This window comes from Legionella dresdenensis (assembly GCF_042649825.1).
In the GTDB taxonomy this organism is placed as follows: Bacteria; Pseudomonadota; Gammaproteobacteria; order Legionellales; family Legionellaceae; genus Legionella_C; species Legionella_C dresdenensis.
Genome location: NZ_JBHSAB010000021.1, coordinates 1 through 19,384 on the forward strand (window position 1 = coordinate 1; position 19,384 = coordinate 19,384).

A 19,384-nucleotide genomic window follows, 5' to 3' on the forward strand; every position below is an offset into this window, starting at 1 on the left:
TCAAGCCCAAGCCCTGCGGGTGCGCTAATCGCGCAGGCTTGACTGACTATAAAAAAAGGGTTGACAAAAGTCTTCTCATAGAAGGTTGGGCTGTAAAGCCCATGGCCGTCAAGCTAAGCCAGGTACACAGGAAATTAGAATAGTAAATGTACAAAATTCCTTAACTGCCTGCTATGGGTTTTACAGCACATATTCGTTCGGCCTGAGGAAAATGCGGAGCATTTGTCTCGAAGGCGTGGCACTGTACCACAGGCTTCGAGACAGCGCTAACGCGCTTCCTCAGCCCGAATGATATTGTGAAATATAGAAATTTAATTCCTTAGCTTGACGGCTATGGGCTGTAAAGCCCAACACTCAACGTTTCAACAGGAATAACTAATGCCACCTGGTTATAATATCGTACAAACGCCTAATTGAGCGGGTGTGCAATTGTCAGAAAAGCATGGCTCAAGAATATCAATCACGCAGTTATCTGCGTCCATCTCAGGTGCAGTCAGCGTTGTTTCAATTTGCCATTGCGGGATATCTTTTGTGCTTGATTGTAATTGAATGACAGAAAATTTTGCTTTCAAAAAACGATATTCCTGCTGAAATAAACGCATATTACCTTCAGCACTGTCAATATTAAGAGAGACAACAAAGCGCTGGATTCTACTAATGTTAGTATTATCACATACGGTACTGTAGTTTACATCCTGATTGAATATGCTAAGGCCAGATAAAGACCTGATGTAAGCGATGCTTTTACGCTCTTCCATCAGTTTTTCAAAATTCCTGTAAAAATCATCAATAGTTAAATTTTCTTCAATGATATCGCCGTTGCGTGCAAAATTTAAAAAAATTAAATAACTCGTTTTATTCATAATATTTTCTGGCAAAAAATGGCAACAATATACTTTATTTGATCTTTATGGTCAATTCAGTAGCCTTAATTATGTGCATGTATTATAACTGCTTTGGCTTGCATTTATTTGAAATTCTGTTATGGTACTGCTTCATTTAACCAGGGGTGCTTGCAGTGTATGCCGCAGGCTGAGAAATACCCTTTTAACCTGCTCTGGGTAATGCCAGCGAAGGGAGAGTGTAATGCCATCATTGCTTTTCAATTTTAATTTGGTTCAGCGTTTTCTTATAAATAATGAGCAGTCATTAAATCGTATCTATAGCCATGAATTTAATCGGCAATTGTTTTCCGGCAGTCTGGCGCCGGAATCTTTTTCCTACTATTTACGTCAGGATCATCGTTATCTTCAAAATTATGCATCTATACTATCGAAGATTGCTCTTCGCCTTAAGCCGCAATACAGCCAATATGCCAGCTTATTTGAGCGGTTTGCAAACGATGTCGTTATTGCTGAACAAGAAATGCAGAAAACCTATCTAAGCGATTTGTCACAACCGGCACCGATAGAGAAAGCTATACAGGATTATCTGAACCATCTTTACGCAAAAGTAAAACACGAATCAGTTGAAGAGGCAATGGCAAGTGTATTACCTTGTTTCTGGATATACTGTGAACTGGGCCGACGATTAAAAACGCAGCCTGAGAACCGTTATCAAGCATGGATAGACACTTACGTCTGCAACGATTTCCTACTGGCGACCCGGCAAATGGCGGACATGGTCAATGAAATTGGCTGCGGCAAATCAGCAGCATTACATAGTGCAATGGAAAAGGCTTTTTCCGATTCTGTAAATCATGAATTAGCCTTTTTTAACGAGTCAATTTTAGAAAATGAGCTTCAGATCTCTTACAATAGCGGAGGACTCTGGTGAGGCACAGCTTGTGTCGAAGCAGCATTTAAATCCGCATTGTCGTTCTGGGAGTCAAACCTGAGCATGGTATTATTGGTTCCCTGGATTGAACGATTATATTCTTTAATAATAAATGTCATGCGTTTTGCCAGAGATCCTATGGGATTCAGCTCATTTAACCCGATTTCCTGATCAATTTCTTTGACTAAATCACTGACAGTAAGCGTTTTATCATTACGATATTTATTGACGATGGCTGATATTTTCTGAGTGTGGTGACGGTTTAAATGTCCGGTAAAAAACAAGCCTGCGGATGGACCTACAACAGAATTCAGCTTGCAATAATCAGCAAGCAAATCACAGGCTTTTTCGATTTGTGATTTTTGCCCCTGATAGAATTGGTTATATTTCTCAGGGCTTAAGTGGCGCTTTATTAGTTTCGATAATTCTGAATCCCTCTTAACAAACCTGTCATTAAGAAAATTTTCCTTAGCCAGAAAGCTGGCTGTACAGCCAGGGCTTGCCAGTATTTCCTGAACAAATTCGTTCTTGCACAGCTCAATTGCAAAATGCAACGCAGTGCGATTTTTATTATCCTTTTGCCCTAAAACATGGGAAGTGCAGCTGGGGTGGCTGAGTAGCAATCTGGCATTTTTCGGGTTGTTATTTTCGACAGCCCAATGCAAGGGAGTATTACTCCAAGCACCCGCTTTTGAGCTTAAAAGCTCAGGATTAGAAGCCAAAATAGCTTTGACTAGCTCTTCATTATCAGACCATCTAGTTGATACATGCAATACCGAACCTGCATACCCAGAAGGCTTTAATAAATCGGGGGTGAATTTTTTATGTGATTGGATTGCCTGATAGATTTCAAAAGAACAGCCCTGCTTAACGGCATGAGTCAACGCATTTGTATCTTTTAAGAATTCCGTAGTACAAACATCACTGTCAAGTATCGCCTGAACAATTTCAATCCGCCCTGACTGAATAGCATATTGCAGGGCGTTTAATTTATTATCAGGATTACCCGATTTGGTTTCAATTGTTAATAAATTGGTTGTAAATTCTTTATGCGCAAGCAGTTTTTTTACATTCTCAATATCATTATCACGAATTAGCAAATGCAAAAGAGTCCCCTGATTTTTCTCCGGTCGCATTCCCAGTGAGGCATTGCCTGGGGTTGGCGGGGCGATATCAATAAGGGCTTCGAATGCAGTTCCAAGACTAAATCGGCTTTGAAGGAATAAATCAAAAATTTCTTTTTGTTGCTGCTTCGCCGCAAGGATCGCGGGTGTGTCACTGGCTCTGACTTTAGCGTTAACAATGTTATCATTACAATGCTTACTATTCAGAATGGCCACAACAATGTTTTTATTTTGGCTTATTACGGCATAGTGCAACGGAGTATAACCACGATAATGGCTGGTTAAAATTTCTGACTCAAAATCGTTACGATCGAGCACAGCTTTAACAGTCTGTTCTTGCTGTGTAACGACTGCAGCATGGAAAAAATATAAATCAGTAGTATTATTTTCCAGATGTCTGGCTTTTATTCGGGGATTTCTGCCAATATTGGTCAGACGTAGATTACAATTGGTAAATGTCACATTTTCCAAATTGATATTGCTTAAATCAATACCCCGCAAATCCCGGTCTTTAAATTCAACTTTACTATCTCTTGCTTTATCAAGAAGTTCCTGAATGTCGGAAGGGATTTCTATTTTATCTGAAGCCGGTTTTAGGCTGTTATGTTCATAATCCAGATTTACAGGCCTTGAATAAATCTGATTAATTTCCAAATTGCCGTAGGTTTGATCAATATTGGTATTTTTATGATTAGCTAACAAGCTAAGTATGGCATTAGAGGTTGTCTTTCCGGCTGGAGGACTCAATGCCCACCAAAAAGCTGATAAGCCATTTGGCGTTACATTATTAATATCAAGATCTGGATTATCTTGTAGAATCTGTCCAACTAAAGCATGATTTTGTTCATCAATAGCAGTTCGGAGCTGAATAATAGCTGGGTTCATGGTTTTCAAAATTTGGTCAGTATGGTTTTATTATAACATGAAAATTGGAGAAATGTGGGCTGGAAGTAGGTTGCTCTACTTTCTAAATTACAGGTGTTGGTTGGGTCGTTTGACCCAACTCAAACTACAAATAGCAGGTCGCCTTATTCGTTAACCTTCCGTTGATTCCCGGCTTGCCGCTTCTTTCTTTTTGGCAGCGGCGTCTTTAAGCGGAACAACACGATTTGCAGTAATATTACCTGCAGGCCGTTTACGCTGTTGGTTATTATTGTTGATATTACCAGAAGCAGCCTGGTTGGGTCTGTTCTGCTGATTGCCAGGGTTACGGCGGCGGCGATTGGCCTGATTGCGCTTGTCGCCGCTGTTAGGCGTTCTCATTCCTTGTTGCTGCTTGTTTTGCTGGTTAGGACGCTGTTTTTTATGGCGATGGCCGCCTGCACTGCCTGTTGAATCCGTTTCATTTTCTTTCTGAACCCCGAAAATGCTGTTCCACAAGCGTTTGATAAGGCCTGAACTTGGCACTCTGGTACCTGATTTGGTGCTGGTAAAGGCTTTAACAGCAGGCTCATCCTGCTTGTTCGCTGATTGATTGGTACGCGCAATTTCCAATTCAGGTTGCTGAATCAGCGTATAACTTGGCTTTTTGTTCTTGCCGACGTTATCTTCTTTTAAACGGGTAATTGAGTATTGCGGCGCATGCAGATAAGGATTAGCGATAATCAGAACATGAACATTATGGCGTTTTTCAATATTCAGGATGAAATCACGCTTTTCATTCATAATGAAAGTAGCCAAATCAACTGGTAATTGAACCTGTACTTCAGCGGTCTTTTCCTTTAAGGCTTCTTCTTCAATCAGGCGGACAATAGACAAGCCATGTGATTGAATATTGCGTACAGTACCACGGCCTTCGCAGCGCGGGCAGACTTCCTGTGAGTTTTCACCCAGAGAGAGCCTTAAGCGCTGACGCGACATTTCCAGTAAACCAAATCGTGAAATACGGCCAACCTGAATACGCGCACGATCGGCGCGTAACGCTTCTTTAAGCCTGTTTTCCACTTCTCTCTGATTTTTAGCAGAGCTCATATCGATGAAATCGATAACCACCAGGCCGCCCAGGTCGCGCAGGCGTAATTGACGGGCAATTTCATCGGCTGCTTCCAGGTTGGTATTCAGTGCAGTCGCTTCGATGTCTGAACCGCTTGTTGCTTTCGCCGAGTTAATATCGATTGATACCAGCGCTTCGGTTCGGTCGATAACCAGAGCACCGCCTGACGGCAGTGGAACTTCACGCTGATACGCTGTTTCGATTTGGCTTTCAACCTGATAGAAATTAAACAACGGAACGGCGTTATTATACAGTTTGAGGTTTGGTAAAAAGTCAGGTTTAACCTGTTCAATGTATTGTTTTGCTTTTACATAAGAAATCTGATCGTCAATGATGATTTCAGAAATCGATTTCCGTAAGTTATCACGAATAGAGCGGATAATAACATCGCCTTCCTGATGAATCAGACAGGGCGCCAATTGAGTTGAATAAGCATGACGGATAGCCTGCCATTGATTGCAAAGCATATCCAGATCAGCCTGTAACTCATCAGTGCCTTTGCCGACACCCGCAGTACGGATAATCAGCCCCATATCTTCCGGTAATTGCAGCCCATTAAGGGTTTCACGCAATTCGTCGCGATCATCGCCTTCAATACGCCGTGATATGCCGCCTGAATTGGGATTATTGGGCATGAGTACCAGATAGCAGCCAGCCAGCGTGATAAAGGTCGTAAGAGCAGCGCCTTTGGTTCCGCGCTCTTCTTTATCTACCTGAATCAGCAACTCCTGGCCTTCACGTATCAGTGAGGTGATAGGCGGCTTGTCATCGCCAAATTCTTCCGGATTTCTGCTTAAGTACTCAGGCGCAATTTCCTTAAGCGGCAAGAAGCCATGGCGTTTGGCGCCATACTCAACAAAAACCGCATCCAGACTTGGTTCGCGGCGGGTTACAACCGCCTTGTAAATATTGCCTTTTTTCTTAATATCCGTTGGACAGTCAATGTCCAAATCATATAAATGATGATCTTTAACCAGTGCAACCCGGATTTCCTCCATCTGGGTTGCATTTATTAACATTCTTTCCATTGCCATTCTTAAACCCCGTTCAGGGCGCAACACACTTAAATTGAGACAGTGTAAGGCAGTTATTTTTATTCAGTCGCGATCCGTTATTACCTGTTATTTTATATTAAAATGACAACGGCTTAATGCCTGACAGGCAAGTTCTGCTTGCGTAATCGAGGATAAAAAAACGGTTTATCCAAATCAATTAACGTCTCAGCAACTTAACAAAAAAACTTCTTTAAGCATAACCAATATCCACTCAGACCATATGCATGCCATCTTCACTCTTGAAAATGCATCACCTTTATCATAAGCACTGGGACCAGCGTATTTTGCATTACAGGATTCTCACGGGTTTTTTGGATAAAAGAAAGGAATCTGTTCTTTGCTGTATGCAAAACAGGCTGAAACCGTGTCAGGTATGTCTGACATGCACAGGTATCTGTCGAGTTCTTGTTCAATTTGACTCTGATATTAGGCTGCTTCCTTATATCTTCAACTAAGGGAAGCGCGTTTTATTTTTAAACTATCTAAAATAATCAGCAATTAAACCTTTTTTAGTGGTTTATGCGTTATAATTCGTCCGCAAGAGTGTACAGGCTTGTAATTTCCTGACTCTTACAAGTAAGTATAGTACCAAAAAAAACAGCGACAGCAAATAGGTTTATCAGAATGGGTGAAGTACGTTATAACGAAATTAGCGCTGAGGAGGATGGGCAGCGCCTGGATAATTATCTGATGCGGATTTTAAAGGGAGTTCCCAAAAGCCACATCTATCGGATTATTCGGGGTGGTGAAGTCCGGATTAATAAAAAGAGGGCGCAACCATCATCCCGCTTGGCTGCCGGCGATATCGTGCGCATTCCGCCAATACGGACTGCGCAGGACAAGGAAATCCACGTCGGGGAGAAGCTGGAGCAAAGGTTGAATGAATGCATTCTGTTTGAGGATAACGGCTTGCTGGTGGTTAATAAGCCTGCCGGTATAGCCGTGCATGGCGGCAGTGGCCTAAGCCTTGGAATGATTGAGGCGATGCGCAAGCTCAGGCCGGAGCTTACTTATCTTGAATTGGTACACCGTCTTGATCGCGAAACGTCAGGCTGTTTGTTGCTGGCCAAAAAACGCAGCATCTTGCGCGTTGTTCAGGCTGAACTGGTCAACCGGCAGGTTACCAAAACCTATTGGGCGCTATTGGCAGACCATTGGACAGGAGCAAAGCATCAGCTAGTCGATGCACCGTTACATAAAAATACTTTGAAATCAGGCGAGCGTATTGTAACGGTTGATAGGAATCAGGGTAAACCATCACAAACCGAATTCCGTTTGCTTGAAAATTATCAGGATGCCTGTTGGGTGGAGGCAATGCCTAAAACAGGCAGAACCCATCAGATCAGGGTTCATAGCGCTCATATCGGCCATGCAATCGTCGGTGACGATAAATATGGCGATCCGGCGGTAATTGAAAAACTTGATATAGGAAAATCACGACTTTATTTGCATGCGCGCGCAATTCAATTTAACCTGAATGGCAAGGTGCTGCGTTTTGAGGCAAAACCGGATGAACGGTTTGCGCAGACGTTGAAATTGTTAAGAGCGAGGAATCAATTAAATCATGAGTAAACAGTATCGTCTTGTGGTATTTGATTGGGAGGGAACTCTCTGCGATACCCTCGGACAGGTGATTCATTGTGTAGAAAATGAAGCCAGGCGTTTGAATTTCGGCGAGCTGGATTGGGAAATCGCGAGCCAATCTGTTGAACTGGGATTAAATAACGCTATCCGCAAAGTTTTTCCTCATCTGTCGCCTGAGCAGCATTATGAACTTGTCAATGCTGTACAAACTGTATTGGTTTCACGCGGTCTGCAGCTTTATTTGTTTCCAGGCGCGAAGGAAACGATTGAACAGTTGCACCAAAAAGGCATTGATCTGGCAATCGCCTCCAATAAAGGCCAGCAAAGCCTGATGCGTGCGGTGCAACAGTCAGGCCTGGATGACTATTTTAAAGTGATTAAATCAGCCAGCCAATCAGAGCCCAAGCCATCACCGCAAATGCTGGAAGAGATTTTGGCAATTTATAGCCTGCCTGCCGGAGAAGCGTTAATGGTCGGCGATTCATTAAGCGATATCAAAATGGCGAAAAGTATTGGAGTTGATGCGATAGGCGTAGATTTTTATCACCAGAATTCCAGTGCGTTGATGATGGAAGGGGCTTTGGGCGTTTTTCATGATTATAAGCAAATTGCCAGATTTTTAAATTTATCAGAAGAATAAGGATGTGTTGTGAGCAATATTAGTGGTTTACCCAATATTTTGACGCTAATGCGTATCTTGCTAATCCCAATTTTCATTATTGCTTTTTATCTGCCTTTTCAGTGGGGGCATGTGCTGGCGGCCATGATATTTGCGTTAGCCTGTTTTACTGACTGGCTGGATGGTTACCTGGCCCGAAAACTCCAGCAAATGTCGCCGTTCGGTGCGTTTCTTGATCCGGTTGCCGATAAATTGCTGGTTGCCTGTACGTTACTGTTATTAGTTGGCGCTAAAGACATTAGTTATATTACCTTGCCGGCTATCGTTATCGTCGGCCGTGAAATCGTAATTTCAGCCTTGCGTGAATGGATGGCGGAGGTCGGCAGCAGGGCGAGCGTAACCGTCAGTTACATCGGAAAAGTAAAAACAACCGTGCAAATGGCTGCGCTTTTATTGCTAATTGCCTTTCACCCAGCGCATTCGTGGTGGGGTGTAATCGGCTTTATTATGCTCTATGCGGCAGCAATTTTAACTATCTGGTCAATGATAATTTATCTGACTATTGCCTGGCCGGAATTAACGAAAAAAAATTAAATTTAGTTGTTGACACTACCTTTTTTTTCGGTAAAATGGCAAACCATAACGACGCGGGAATAGCTCAGTTGGTAGAGCACAACCTTGCCAAGGTTGGGGTCGCGAGTTCGAGTCTCGTTTCCCGCTCCAGAATTTAAGCGACAAGATGGTCGCTTTTTTTTTAGTGATCAAACTGATTTTGGCTGTGTGGCAGAGTGGTTATGCAGCGGCCTGCAAAGCCGTGTACGCCGGTTCGATTCCGGCCTCAGCCTCCAAGATTATGCCCAGGTGGCGAAACAGGTAGACGCAAGGGACTTAAAATCCCTCGGACCAAAAGTCCGTGCCGGTTCGACTCCGGCCCTGGGCACCAATTACACAATTTGTAATTGTTCGCCATAGTTCAAATTAGTACGTAACTGATTAATTTATAATAAAATAACATAAGCCTTCCTCTCTCAAATCGTTCTGAAGCATATATTATCCATAGGTAGTTCTTTAAAGTAAAAATTAGGTACGTACCTAAAGTTGTTTTTTGTTTATTTAAAGCACAGATTTTTAAATTTACCTCGATCTGCCCCCTCTCCCGCGAAAGGAATTTGAATAGTATACTGATGATCATTCGCGGGAGAGGGTTGGGGAGAGGGAATGTCACGAATTATTACCAAAGCCTCAAGGGAGGCATGGGAAAGATGATCGCTTATTTTTGGAAGCTGTTTGCTGGATCCTTCGAACAGGGGCTGCTTGGCGTGACTTACCATTAGACTATGGCAATAGGACATAGTGTTGGTGGACTCAGTATGCTGCTCTGTAAGGATACTTTGCCTACGTAACTTTTTTGCGCGTTGCCTTAGTATCGATTTGTCCACTTCCCTCTCCCCAACCCTCTCCCGCGATGAACCATCAGTATACTATTCAAATTCCTTTCGCGGGAGAGGGGGCAGATCGAGGTAAATTTAAAAATCTGTGCTTTAAATAAACAAAAAATAACTTTAGGAAGGTTGAAAATAAGTTAACTCTAATAACGAAGCTAATCATTTCTAAGCCAATGATTGCAAAGGGGTGGGGTGCGTGTTATCAATAAGAATTAGCGGTTCTAATTTGACCTCCCATTTTAAGTAAGTAAATAAACATGTATAAATTTATTGATTTTTTTAAAGACAGTGAAAACCGAGTAGTAATATTCCAATTTCCTAACTGGCCTTTAATCTTGTGGTTTGTATTCACGCTATTGGATTTTCTTTGGAGTAGCAGTCAGTCAAGAGTGAGTTTGCTTTTTCATATGCTCCGGTTTGGGTTTATCTTTACATGGGCATGGTTGGAGATATCCAGTGGAGTGAATTACTTTCGCCGCACACTGGGATTTGTGGTGTTAATTGCTGTGCTCATTTCTAATCTATAATTTGAAGCTGGGATGATCAAATCTATTAAGCTGCGTCACTTCTAGAGAGTAGCCTTGATGCAGCGAAGCGTAATCAAGGTTTCAATCGCGTGTTTAGTCCCTCATGCCTTGCAAGTTCAGAGCAGTAAGCCCTTTAAAGGAAAGGGCTTACTGCAGAGATTGGTACTGGTTTATAGATGACAGAATAAACTGAACTCTAGCTCTTACATCTACTTTAGGTAGCTCTATAGTTTGATATCCACACTTGAGGTAGAAAGATACGACCTTTTCAAAGTCGTCAACACTCTTTTTGAATGAGTGCTTTCGTGTCTCGTTCTGACAGTAAATTTCTTCCCATGGAGGCGTTATATAGACAGCATGAAAATATCTTAAATTGTTAATGAAAAAGTCATACTTATCTGAGTCTATTGTATTTAAACTTTTGTAGTAACGTATTCCTTCCAAATAGCTCCTGTCAAAAAATATTGTATTGTCATATATATCAGTCATTGCCTTGGCTCGATGAAAATCATCAAGTGATTTTTCGATAAGCAGCTTACAAAAGCCGCCACGATCTTGCCATGGAGTATTTTGTCCATTTTTATTTAATTGTTGATTCACAATTTCTGTAGCAGCTTCTGGAACGACAGCGTAACCCATTTTGCTTAATTCATTAATAAGAGTTGTTTTTCCACCACCAGAACAACCAGAAATGACGATTAATTTATTAGGTGTATCTAGCATAACGTTTAGGTTTCTCGATAACACAAATCTTTTGTTTTAATTTAATAATAATTCATTATGCGGAGCAACATAATCAAGCTTTAACCCTATTGAAAAATTGAGTGTTGGGCTTTGCAGCCCCACACTACAATAACTGCTTAGTCGTCTTGATGGCAATTTTTGAATTTAGCTGCCATTTTTTCTTCCATTTTTTGCATTTTGCTTTGCAGCGCTGTTCTTTGATCAGCATTCAGCACGTTAAAAATTTGATTTTTAGCATTGATCTTGGCTTTGATCATATTACCAATCAGAGTTGTTTTCTTATCAACCAGGCCATTCACAGTTGATTGATCCATAGAAGCAGACATGCTTTGCTGCTGAATTTGAGTATTCAGATCTTGCATTTGCGCTGCATTGTCTTTAATAGTTGATTTTAATTGATCTAAAACGGGTTTGATTTTTTCTCTTTGGCTATTATCGAGTTTTAAAGAGGAAATCATTTCTTTAAGGCCTTCCCCACAGCTGCCTGAATGGGCAAATGTGACTTGGCTCAGGGCAAAAGAAGAGGCCAGAACAACAACTCCTAATAATTTTTTATACATGATCTTTCCTTAGTTGAAAATTATTATTAGAAAATCTGTAAGCTATTTAAAGATAGCAGACGAATGGAAATTTGCATTCTGAATAAAATTAACTCTGGTGGTTGTGATAGGATGTATTTGTGTTTTAAAATGTCGCATATTGATTTTTTCATGGTCTCTCAATGTGTCTATAATCTCTCAAATTAAACAGGCTGTTGATATTCAGGATGTCGATGTCCTCAAACGGTTATTAAATGAAAATCAGGATCTTGATTTAAATCACATTACCCCTAACAAGCTTTCTATATTATGGTGGGCATTACATCCGCCTGCGGGTAAACAACCGGCACGAGAAATAATTTACTGTCTCCTGAATACTGGAAAAATTGATCCTTTTCAGGAATATGCAGACACATTTGCTACATGGTATGTTGCTGACAAAACCCGCTTTAGGGAAATGCCAGCCAACTGGTTATTTCAGGTGCTCTGCGTTTATGAAAATAATTATCAGCAACAGCATGTGATTGAAAATGAGGGCGCTTTAGAGCGTTTTGCAAATGATGGGCAAAATACGCATGACAGCTTTGTAGTCAGAGCTGTCGATAGCAGTATTGTTGCGCTTTATCAACGTTATCAACGGCTTGCAATGCCGGTACAAAGCCTTGATAGCTTTTTAAGTCAATTAAAGCCCGATAATCATCTCTCAGGGCAAGAAATAAAAGCAGCCAAAATAGCTTGTAGCCGGATTAAAACACAACCGGAAAATCGTCAGTATGCAGTATCTGAAACAGAAAAAACGTTTCTGACTAATCAGCAGGTATTGAATTTGTTGTGGCAGGCTGTTAATGACGCCAATCCACAGGCGTTTGTTGCCGGTATCGACATGTCCCCCACTGAAGTTCTGATGCGCAAATATCAATTGGTCAAGCATCTTGCCATGGCGCAAAATGAGTATGGTACAAACCATGCTGCCTGCTGGATGGGTACTAGAAACCAGATCGTCAGCAGCCTTGATGCTATCCATATCGATGTCAAAATTGCTCAGGAAGTGGCAGTGACTGAAAAATGGATAGGATATCAATATATTGCTTACAGTAAAAAACGGCTTGAAGAGTTAGCGCAAACACAACCGAAACTGTTTCGGGATTATCTGCGTTTTTATCACTTGCGGGGATTGCCGGGGGGCTGCCGGCAGGATGAGAAAACACCAGAGGATTTACAACATTGGGTGGTTGCTGCTCATGACCAGTTTGAGAGCGAGATCAGGGGTTATTACCAAAGTGTAAAACCTGAACAACGGCAAATCACTTCGGAAAAGTTTGACTCGTTACTGGCGCTCTTGCGGGATCCTTATTCGCTCAGTGAAACAGGGGGATTGGAATCCCAATTAATAGCTGGTTTGAAGAAGCTGGAAAATATACTGACTAATCTGTTTGAGAGTAATGTGTCGCTGGGGACTAACTTGTTTGGTTCTTCCAAGGCTGATTTGCAAATCAAAGTCGAACAGATTATTACGCACTATTGTAGCGGCATGTTAACTCAATCGACTGATTTCATTCAAACCATGACAACTGAGGTCATTGACTGCATGCCGCAGGCAATCACGTCGGCTACGTTAAAAGAGCGTCTACTGACGGGTGAAAGCGGCGCTCTTTGGAAGTCTTTGTTTGAGCGCTTGACGCCTGAGCAGACTGAACAGAGATTGAATCATCTTAAGGTGAAATGCATTCAATTAATCAGTGAAAACAAAAACCTGACTCATCCGCGCTATTTCTGGTTAACACTGGCAGATATGTTAATTGAAAAATTCGGTCAGGATAGCGCTCTTGCTAAATGGTTTAATACCTTGCCCAAGTCGACAAGACAAAATTTTTCTCAACAGATATTGAATAAATATGGCTATTCGTTAACTGAGGTCAGCGAGCATGCTCTGATTGAAGATGCCTTTATCTTTGGACTGGAGGAGGGCTATATCAATCATTTGGAATGTAATCAGCTTATTATTATAAAAGATAAGGATTTGCGTGGTTTTGATTTAAGTACGGTTGATTTAACTCATATTGAATTTATTAACTGCGATCTGCGTTTAACTGGCATTTTTGCAAACCCTGGCATCAAAGCAAGCCATATTGAACACAATCAGCTCGATAGTCGATTTTTTTCCAATGCCGTAAAAGCCCGTAATGTAAATGCTGTCCGTTTTGCCGCTTTATCTCCCAAAGCTGAAAATTTTTTTGGCGAGTACGAGTATCATGAATATGTACTCGAGCGATTAATTTTTTCAGGATTAAGTAGTAATGCAAGACTGGGACTACCTGTTCGTGATTCCGATTTACCTGTTATTGAGATGATAAAATGCATTATTACCAGTCCTTATTTTACCCAGCGGCATTTTCAGGATTCGTCTACATTATTCAGAGCAGTTGAATCAGGGATTATGGAACTGGTACGTTTGGCATTGGATAGCCGCCATTGTAAAGCAGAGTCGTTTTTTATTTATAAAAATGATTATGGACAGCGAAGCCTGAACAATACTACGTTGCACGCAGCGATAGCAAGAGGTGTCGGCCAAAGAAATCCACAAATTTTACAGGCGTTGTTACAAAGTCCCCTGATGACATCGGAAGTACTGCGGGTTAAAAACGGATTGCGCGATGCCCTTGTCTCTGCTCTGGTTAGTAGTTATCCCGCGTTGGCTTATCCAATTATGGGTAGTAAATATTGTACTGAGCAAATGATACGAGAGGCCTTGCCAGCAACTCAAATATATAGCTATTCCACCCCTTACGGTCCGAAGATTCTCAATAAATATTTTAATTTGCCTCGTGCTTACCAGGATTGCTATCAGAGATGTGAGGGTTCGGAACTGGATAAAGCATGTGCGTTGCTAGTTGATTACACAAAGGGCGATTCGCGTATCCTGCGTTTTTTTACCGGTCATTGGAACCGTCACCATATTGAGGACGTAAACCGGATTTTGGCTATGGTGAAGAGAAAGCAGATTGTGAATGTTGATCAGCTTTTAGAGAAACTTTATCAGATTGACTTTTTCAACCACCCTGGCTCATTAGCTTCTCGAACGTTGTTTATTGCCAAAGAATATAAAAAATTATTGCTTAATCCGGAGGCTGTGCAGGCGCCGGATGCATTGCAGAGCAATCAAGGTTTGACTATGTTGGGAAGTTGAATGTTTATGCATCGGCCCTATAACGGCAAAGCCCATTAAAGTCGCATTGTTGACAGGTGGTGGCAGTGATTGGATTGGGCGCACAAAATCCGCTGGCATATTCGTTGACTAATGCCTGCAGTTGTTCGCGCCACTTTTCCCGATAATCATGCCAGCTTTCATCGTCCTTGATGGCGTTAATGCCTTTTGATTTGGTTTCTTCGCTAAACCCCTTACAGGTTAACTGACCATGTTTCAGGCTGTTAAATACTATGGTATTGATCGTTTCATCCAGCAGGGCATACAGTAATAGCTGCGGTTCTTTGGGGCGATCTTCAACCCAGGGCGTGCCAGTGGGTAATGAACTTTTGTAGTCAATAACCCATTTTTTGCCATTTTCAACATGATCAAGCCGGTCAATACGTAATTTGAAGTTGATATCTCCCAATTGTAGGTTAAACTCCTGTTCTAACGCTGCAATACTGAAGGGCGGTCTTTGCTTATCCCATTCAAAACTTGCTTCAACAAGACGGGTCAGCCGCGCTGTTTCAACCTGTTGAATCAGGGAGGAAAAAGAGTAGGGGCGTAATTGCCGGGCTGAAGACAGTGCGTTATGAATGGCCTGTCGGATTTTTTGTTCAAGCGCTTCATCAGTAAGTTGAAGCAGAGTGTTTTGGTCCTGAATGTCTTGCCACAATAATTCCATCACCTTATGGATAATCTGGCCGCGCTCCATCCGATCCGGGCCGTCTGAAGCGCTGACCGGCCTGTCTTTGGCATGAAGGCGATGGGCTGCGAATGCGCGGAATGGGCATTTTGCCTGGTTGGCGAGCAAAGCGGAGCCGCCAGTAGTCGTTTCATCGGCCAATAACGGAAATAAGTACTCTTCGTGATACATTTCCAGATTATTTTGAGCAGATGAAACAGAGACCGGCTCAGGAATATAGGCTGGCAAATCAGTTAATAGCGGCGTTGGCAGATTAACTTTGTCTTTGCTCAATTGCGAAAAACTGAATAGCGTATTGGCGCTGCTATTTTTAAATCGCTGCAATGTTTTTTGCGCCATGCGCAGTTCTTTCTGTAAATCCGCATGCGGCATTTGTCTTTGTCGTTGCAATTCGATGGGAATAAAGGCTGACAGACGCGATTTCTGCGGTATATTTTCATCGGTCATGCCGGTTACCCATAAGCTGTCATAAAGCGTCCCAGCCGCTTCCAGCAAACTGGTTATCTGGATGGGCGCGGAAGATTTTTCCGGCTGAAAAGGGGTGGTTTTAGCCAAATTGGAAATGGCGTCAAGTGCCTGTGCGCAGGTCATGGTATGGTTTAAAAAGCCAAATTGCTGTAAATCATCGAATAAAGTCAGCAGGCGGTTGTAACATTGGTAGGCTGCTGAAGTTAACGGATAATCGCCGGGAAAGCCGAACTGGAACAAGCGGTTTTTAAATAATTCAGTCCATTCTGAGGGCGAAGCGTGATCAGGATAAAGCTTTACTGCTTTTAACAGCTCACATAATTTCGGCGCGTGGTTGTTTAATTGGCCAAGCAGTAATTCCATATCAATTTTCTGCTCTTGTAGGGCACAACAGCTTTGCAAGGCTTCTGCGCGAGCCAGCATTTCAGAATTGGCAGAGCCGGAGTAGGGCGACTGCAGTAATAATCGTGCCTGGTGGTTGGTCAGAGTTTTACCGTCAATACTTAACCAATTCAAGGCATGCGCCACTAATTCATAATTAAACAATGGTTGGCTGTATGCGATATTGAAACTGGTTTCTGGCAGTTTCTGCAATAATAATCGATTTAATAATGAGGCTCTTTCCTCCAGATCAGGAAGAACAACTCCGATATTTTGCTTGCCAGACGCTAATTGCCGTTCAAGCCAGGCGATGAGTTGGGAATATTCATTCAATTCATCTGCTGCGCTATAAAAGAGAGGACTATTCTGTTGATCGGCCAAATCCAGATGCAAAACAGGCGCGCCATGGTTGTTTAAATAAGACTGCAGACTTTGTTGTTGCGGTGTGTAGTCGTCAAAACAATACCAAATCTGGGTTTGGTGTGTAGCTTTGAAACGGCATTGAATCAGATAATCTGCAATTTGCTCGGTAGTAATGGCATTGAGTTCATCAAGGCGGCGCTGAAAGCACTGGGCCCAGAGTTGAAACTGCCGAGTCTGAGCGGTAAGGCCAAAAGCTGTGTCATCGATGGGCTGCTGCCAGCGAATACAGCGGTTCCAGGCTTCCTGAATTTCATCGATCAAACCTTGATTAACAGGAAAATCCTGTTTAATGATCTCCGCCCATAAAAAACGCACTTGCTGTTGTGTCAGCAAGATTGGCAAATTGGCTTGCGGGTTTTGGTGGCTGTAGTTCCTGAATAGGAGTTGCAGGTATTGCTGATAGGGAATACAGCAGGGTTTTTCAAGGACAGTCCGGCTTTGGCTGTTCAGAAAATCCTCCAGCAGACTGTATGCCAGATGGTTATTCGGAGTAATAACAATGGCGCCTTGCGCCATCAGGTCGAAAAAAGCGGTACGATCAGTCATGGGATTGGTCAATCGGCTGAGCAGGCTTTATTCCGCTTGCGGTGAGCAGCCCAGGGAAAAAATGCCGGTTAAAGTAAACTGCTGCCAGACCTGTTATCGGGATTAACCATAACCCGACTATAAGCGTAATCGACAGCAAGATTGCCCCATATAAAACCAGACAGTCTTCCCAGTCCTTTACCTGCTGGAAAATCGGCGCCTCATAATAATAGCCATGACCAAGAAGCACCAGACTAATGAGTAATATGGCAATAATGGCCAGCAGGAAGCCTAGCAGCAGGGCTTTATACCACTGCTTTTGCCGGGCAATTGCGGCGCCAAACAGGTAGCCTGCAAAAGCGCCGGTGATTGGGGTTATGAGCAGAGCCGGAAACAGGGGTAATAATTTGCTTTCCTGTAATGACAGCAGGGTATATTTGGTAAAGAGCAGGAATAGTAATGAATAAATAGCAAAGAATATTGCTGCGGCAAAACGGGCTGCAGTAGCTGTGTCATTATTAGTCATAATAGTTATGGTGCTGGATGATAGGCATGATGATAACCTGTAGTGTTTGGCTTGTCATCCAGAAAAGCATGTAAAGCCCTCTCCCCTAGCCCTCTCCCGATACGGGAGAGGGGGATTTATTGTCTCTGGTACGGGATAGAATAAAATCCCTAGCCCTCTCCCGATACGGGAGAGGGGGATTTATTGTCTCTGGTACGGGATAGAATAAAATCCCTGTCCTCTCCCGATACGGGAGAGGGGGATTTATTGTCTCTGGTACGGGATAGAATAAAATCGCTAGCCCTCTCCCGATACGGGAGAGGGGGATTTATTGTCTCTGGTACGGGATAGAATAAAATCGCTAGCCCTCTCCCGATACGGGAGAGAGGGGATTTATTATCTCTGGTACGGGATAGAATAAAATCCCTAGCCCTCTCCCGATACGGGAGAGGGGATTTATTGTCTCTGGTACGGGATAGAATAAAATCCCTAGCCCTCTCCCGATACGGGAGAGAGGGGATTTATTATCTCCGGTACGGGATAGCATAAAATTCCCTCTCCCGTATCGGGAGAGGGGTAGGGGAGAGGGAATATAGTTGCGGTTTTATCCATATTATCTACACTTAAAATATAAAAATCACTGGCAGATGCAATATGGATATCACCCCATTTTTTAAGCTGATGGTGGATCGCGGGGCTTCTGATTTGTTTTTTAGCGTGGGCGCTCCCCCCAATATTAAAATAGAAGGGATTACATCGCCAGTGGGCCAGGCGGCGTTAAAACCGCAACAGATGGCTGAGATCGCAGCGTCAATTATGAGTGACGATCAGCGCAAGGAATTTGAAGCGACCATGGAATTAAACATGGCGATATCACTGAATGAAGTTGGCCGATTCCGGATCAATCTGTTTCGCCAGCGGGGTGAAATCGCAATGGTGGTTCGTTATATTAAAGGGATTATTCCACCGCTGGATGATTTGCAATTACCGCCTGTGTTAAAAAGTATTGTTATGGAAATGCGAGGTTTGATTCTGGTTGTCGGCGCGACCAGTTCCGGTAAATCAACCACGTTGGCTTCGATGATCGATTATCGCAATCAAAACCACCGCGGCCATATCTTAACGATTGAAGATCCGATTGAGTATATCCATCAACATAAAAAATCCATCGTTGATCAACGGGAGGTCGGCCTGGATACCTTAAGCTATGATAATGCGCTGAAAAATGCCATGCGTGAAGCGCCAGATGTTATTCTGATTGGTGAAGTCCGAGATCGCAGTACGATGAAACATGCGATTTCCTACGCTGAAACAGGGCATTTATGCCTGTCAACTCTGCATGCCAATAATGCAAACCAGACCATGGATCGGATATTAAATTTCTTTCCTGAAGAAGCCAGACAGCAATTATTGCTTGATATTTCGTTAAATCTACGGGCAATTATTTCCTTACGCCTGATTCCCGGTTTGCAAAAACAAAGAATACCGGCAGTGGAAGTGTTGATTAATTCGCCTTATATCGCTGACTTGATCGAAAAAGGGAAGGTTGATGAGATTAAAGATGTGATGGCTCGCAGCCGTGAGCAAGGAATGCAGACTTTCGATCAGGCATTATTCGATTTGTATAAAGAGGGTAAAATCAGTCAGGAAAATGCGATACGCTTTGCCGATTCGAAAAACAATGTTGGTTTACAAATCAGGTTATCGGAAGAAAAAGGTTTTGATCAAGCCCCTGATTTGACTATAGAAGGTGAATAAATATAAAATTTGATCACAAAAAACA

At 42.6% G+C, this 19,384-nt stretch carries 13 protein-coding genes, 3 tRNA genes, 1 pseudogene and 1 riboswitch; of the genes and pseudogenes, 10 read left to right on the forward strand and 7 right to left on the reverse strand.

Translation table 11 applies throughout. The annotated features are described in order from the left end of the window. Positions 1-389: 389 nt before the first annotated feature. Positions 390-863: a hypothetical protein gene (locus ACFORL_RS08690; protein ID WP_382343098.1), complete on the reverse strand. Its 474-nt coding sequence runs from the start codon at positions 861-863 to the stop codon at positions 390-392. Between the two features lie 132 nt (positions 864-995). After that, positions 996-1,096: riboswitch (TPP riboswitch) on the forward strand. Between ACFORL_RS08690 and ACFORL_RS08695 the strand changes: the two genes are divergently transcribed. Continuing rightward, the gene (locus ACFORL_RS08695) at positions 1,087-1,776 is read left to right on the forward strand and encodes a TenA family protein (protein ID WP_382343100.1); all 690 of its coding nucleotides are present in this window, start codon (positions 1,087-1,089) and stop codon (positions 1,774-1,776) included. Its footprint overlaps the riboswitch before it by 10 nt. On the opposite strand, the gene ACFORL_RS08700 is transcribed toward ACFORL_RS08695, so the two are convergent. Both ACFORL_RS08700 and ACFORL_RS08705 read right to left on the reverse strand, forming a co-directional pair. After that, positions 1,752-3,785: an ankyrin repeat domain-containing protein gene (locus ACFORL_RS08700; protein ID WP_382343102.1), complete on the reverse strand. Its 2,034-nt coding sequence runs from the start codon at positions 3,783-3,785 to the stop codon at positions 1,752-1,754. The genes ACFORL_RS08695 and ACFORL_RS08700 overlap by 25 nt on opposite strands. A gap of 150 nt (positions 3,786-3,935) precedes the next feature. Further along, positions 3,936-5,921 carry an Rne/Rng family ribonuclease gene (locus ACFORL_RS08705; protein ID WP_382343207.1) on the reverse strand — a complete coding sequence of 662 codons (1,986 nt, stop codon included), beginning with the start codon at positions 5,919-5,921 and terminating at the stop codon, positions 3,936-3,938. A 651-nt stretch (positions 5,922-6,572) separates the two neighbouring features. On the opposite strand from ACFORL_RS08705, the gene ACFORL_RS08710 reads away from it, so the two are divergent. The 7 genes and pseudogenes from ACFORL_RS08710 to ACFORL_RS08740 form a co-directional block, all read left to right on the forward strand. Continuing rightward, entirely contained in the window at positions 6,573-7,520 is a 948-nt protein-coding gene (locus ACFORL_RS08710; RefSeq protein ID WP_382343103.1) for an RluA family pseudouridine synthase, read from the forward strand. Further along, a complete protein-coding gene (locus ACFORL_RS08715; protein WP_382343105.1) occupies positions 7,513-8,172 on the forward strand; it encodes an HAD family hydrolase in 660 nt (219 codons plus the stop codon). Before ACFORL_RS08710 ends, ACFORL_RS08715 begins: the two co-directional genes overlap by 8 nt. A gap of 9 nt (positions 8,173-8,181) precedes the next feature. Next, positions 8,182-8,745 (forward strand): CDP-diacylglycerol--glycerol-3-phosphate 3-phosphatidyltransferase, encoded by a 564-nt coding sequence (pgsA, locus tag ACFORL_RS08720; protein ID WP_382343107.1) that lies wholly within the window; start codon positions 8,182-8,184, stop codon positions 8,743-8,745. A gap of 53 nt (positions 8,746-8,798) precedes the next feature. Beyond that, positions 8,799-8,874, forward strand: a tRNA-Gly gene (locus ACFORL_RS08725). A 51-nt stretch (positions 8,875-8,925) separates the two neighbouring features. After that, a tRNA-Cys gene (locus tag ACFORL_RS08730) sits at positions 8,926-8,999 on the forward strand. 7 nt (positions 9,000-9,006) lie between these two features. Next, positions 9,007-9,094 (forward strand) — tRNA-Leu (locus ACFORL_RS08735). 294 nt (positions 9,095-9,388) lie between these two features. After that, positions 9,389-9,496: pseudogene (locus ACFORL_RS08740) on the forward strand (transposase); the annotation flags it as partial. A gap of 774 nt (positions 9,497-10,270) precedes the next feature. Here the strand turns inward: ACFORL_RS08740 and ACFORL_RS08745 are convergent. After that, complete coding sequence (locus tag ACFORL_RS08745) at positions 10,271-10,846, reverse strand: AAA family ATPase (RefSeq protein ID WP_382343109.1); 576 nt, start codon at positions 10,844-10,846, stop codon at positions 10,271-10,273. A gap of 137 nt (positions 10,847-10,983) precedes the next feature. Then, complete coding sequence (locus tag ACFORL_RS08750) at positions 10,984-11,427, reverse strand: Spy/CpxP family protein refolding chaperone (RefSeq protein WP_382343111.1); 444 nt, start codon at positions 11,425-11,427, stop codon at positions 10,984-10,986. A gap of 163 nt (positions 11,428-11,590) precedes the next feature. Between ACFORL_RS08750 and ACFORL_RS08755 the strand changes: the two genes are divergently transcribed. Then, entirely contained in the window at positions 11,591-14,593 is a 3,003-nt protein-coding gene (locus ACFORL_RS08755) for a DUF5617 domain-containing protein (RefSeq protein ID WP_382343113.1), read from the forward strand. Positions 14,594-14,597: 4 nt separating this feature from the next. Here ACFORL_RS08755 and ACFORL_RS08760 read toward each other — a convergent pair whose 3' ends face one another. Together ACFORL_RS08760 and ACFORL_RS08765 are read right to left on the reverse strand one after the other, a co-directional pair. Then, entirely contained in the window at positions 14,598-17,117 is a 2,520-nt protein-coding gene (locus tag ACFORL_RS08760; protein ID WP_382343115.1) for a PD-(D/E)XK nuclease family protein, read from the reverse strand. Next, the gene (locus tag ACFORL_RS08765) at positions 17,110-17,622 is read right to left on the reverse strand and encodes a hypothetical protein (RefSeq protein ID WP_382343117.1); all 513 of its coding nucleotides are present in this window, start codon (positions 17,620-17,622) and stop codon (positions 17,110-17,112) included. Before ACFORL_RS08765 ends, ACFORL_RS08760 begins: the two co-directional genes overlap by 8 nt. Before the next feature lie 633 nt (positions 17,623-18,255). Here ACFORL_RS08765 and ACFORL_RS08770 point away from each other — a divergent pair. Next, positions 18,256-19,359, forward strand: a complete 1,104-nt coding sequence (locus ACFORL_RS08770) for a PilT/PilU family type 4a pilus ATPase (RefSeq protein ID WP_382343118.1) — start codon at positions 18,256-18,258, stop codon at positions 19,357-19,359. Positions 19,360-19,384 lie beyond the last annotated feature (25 nt).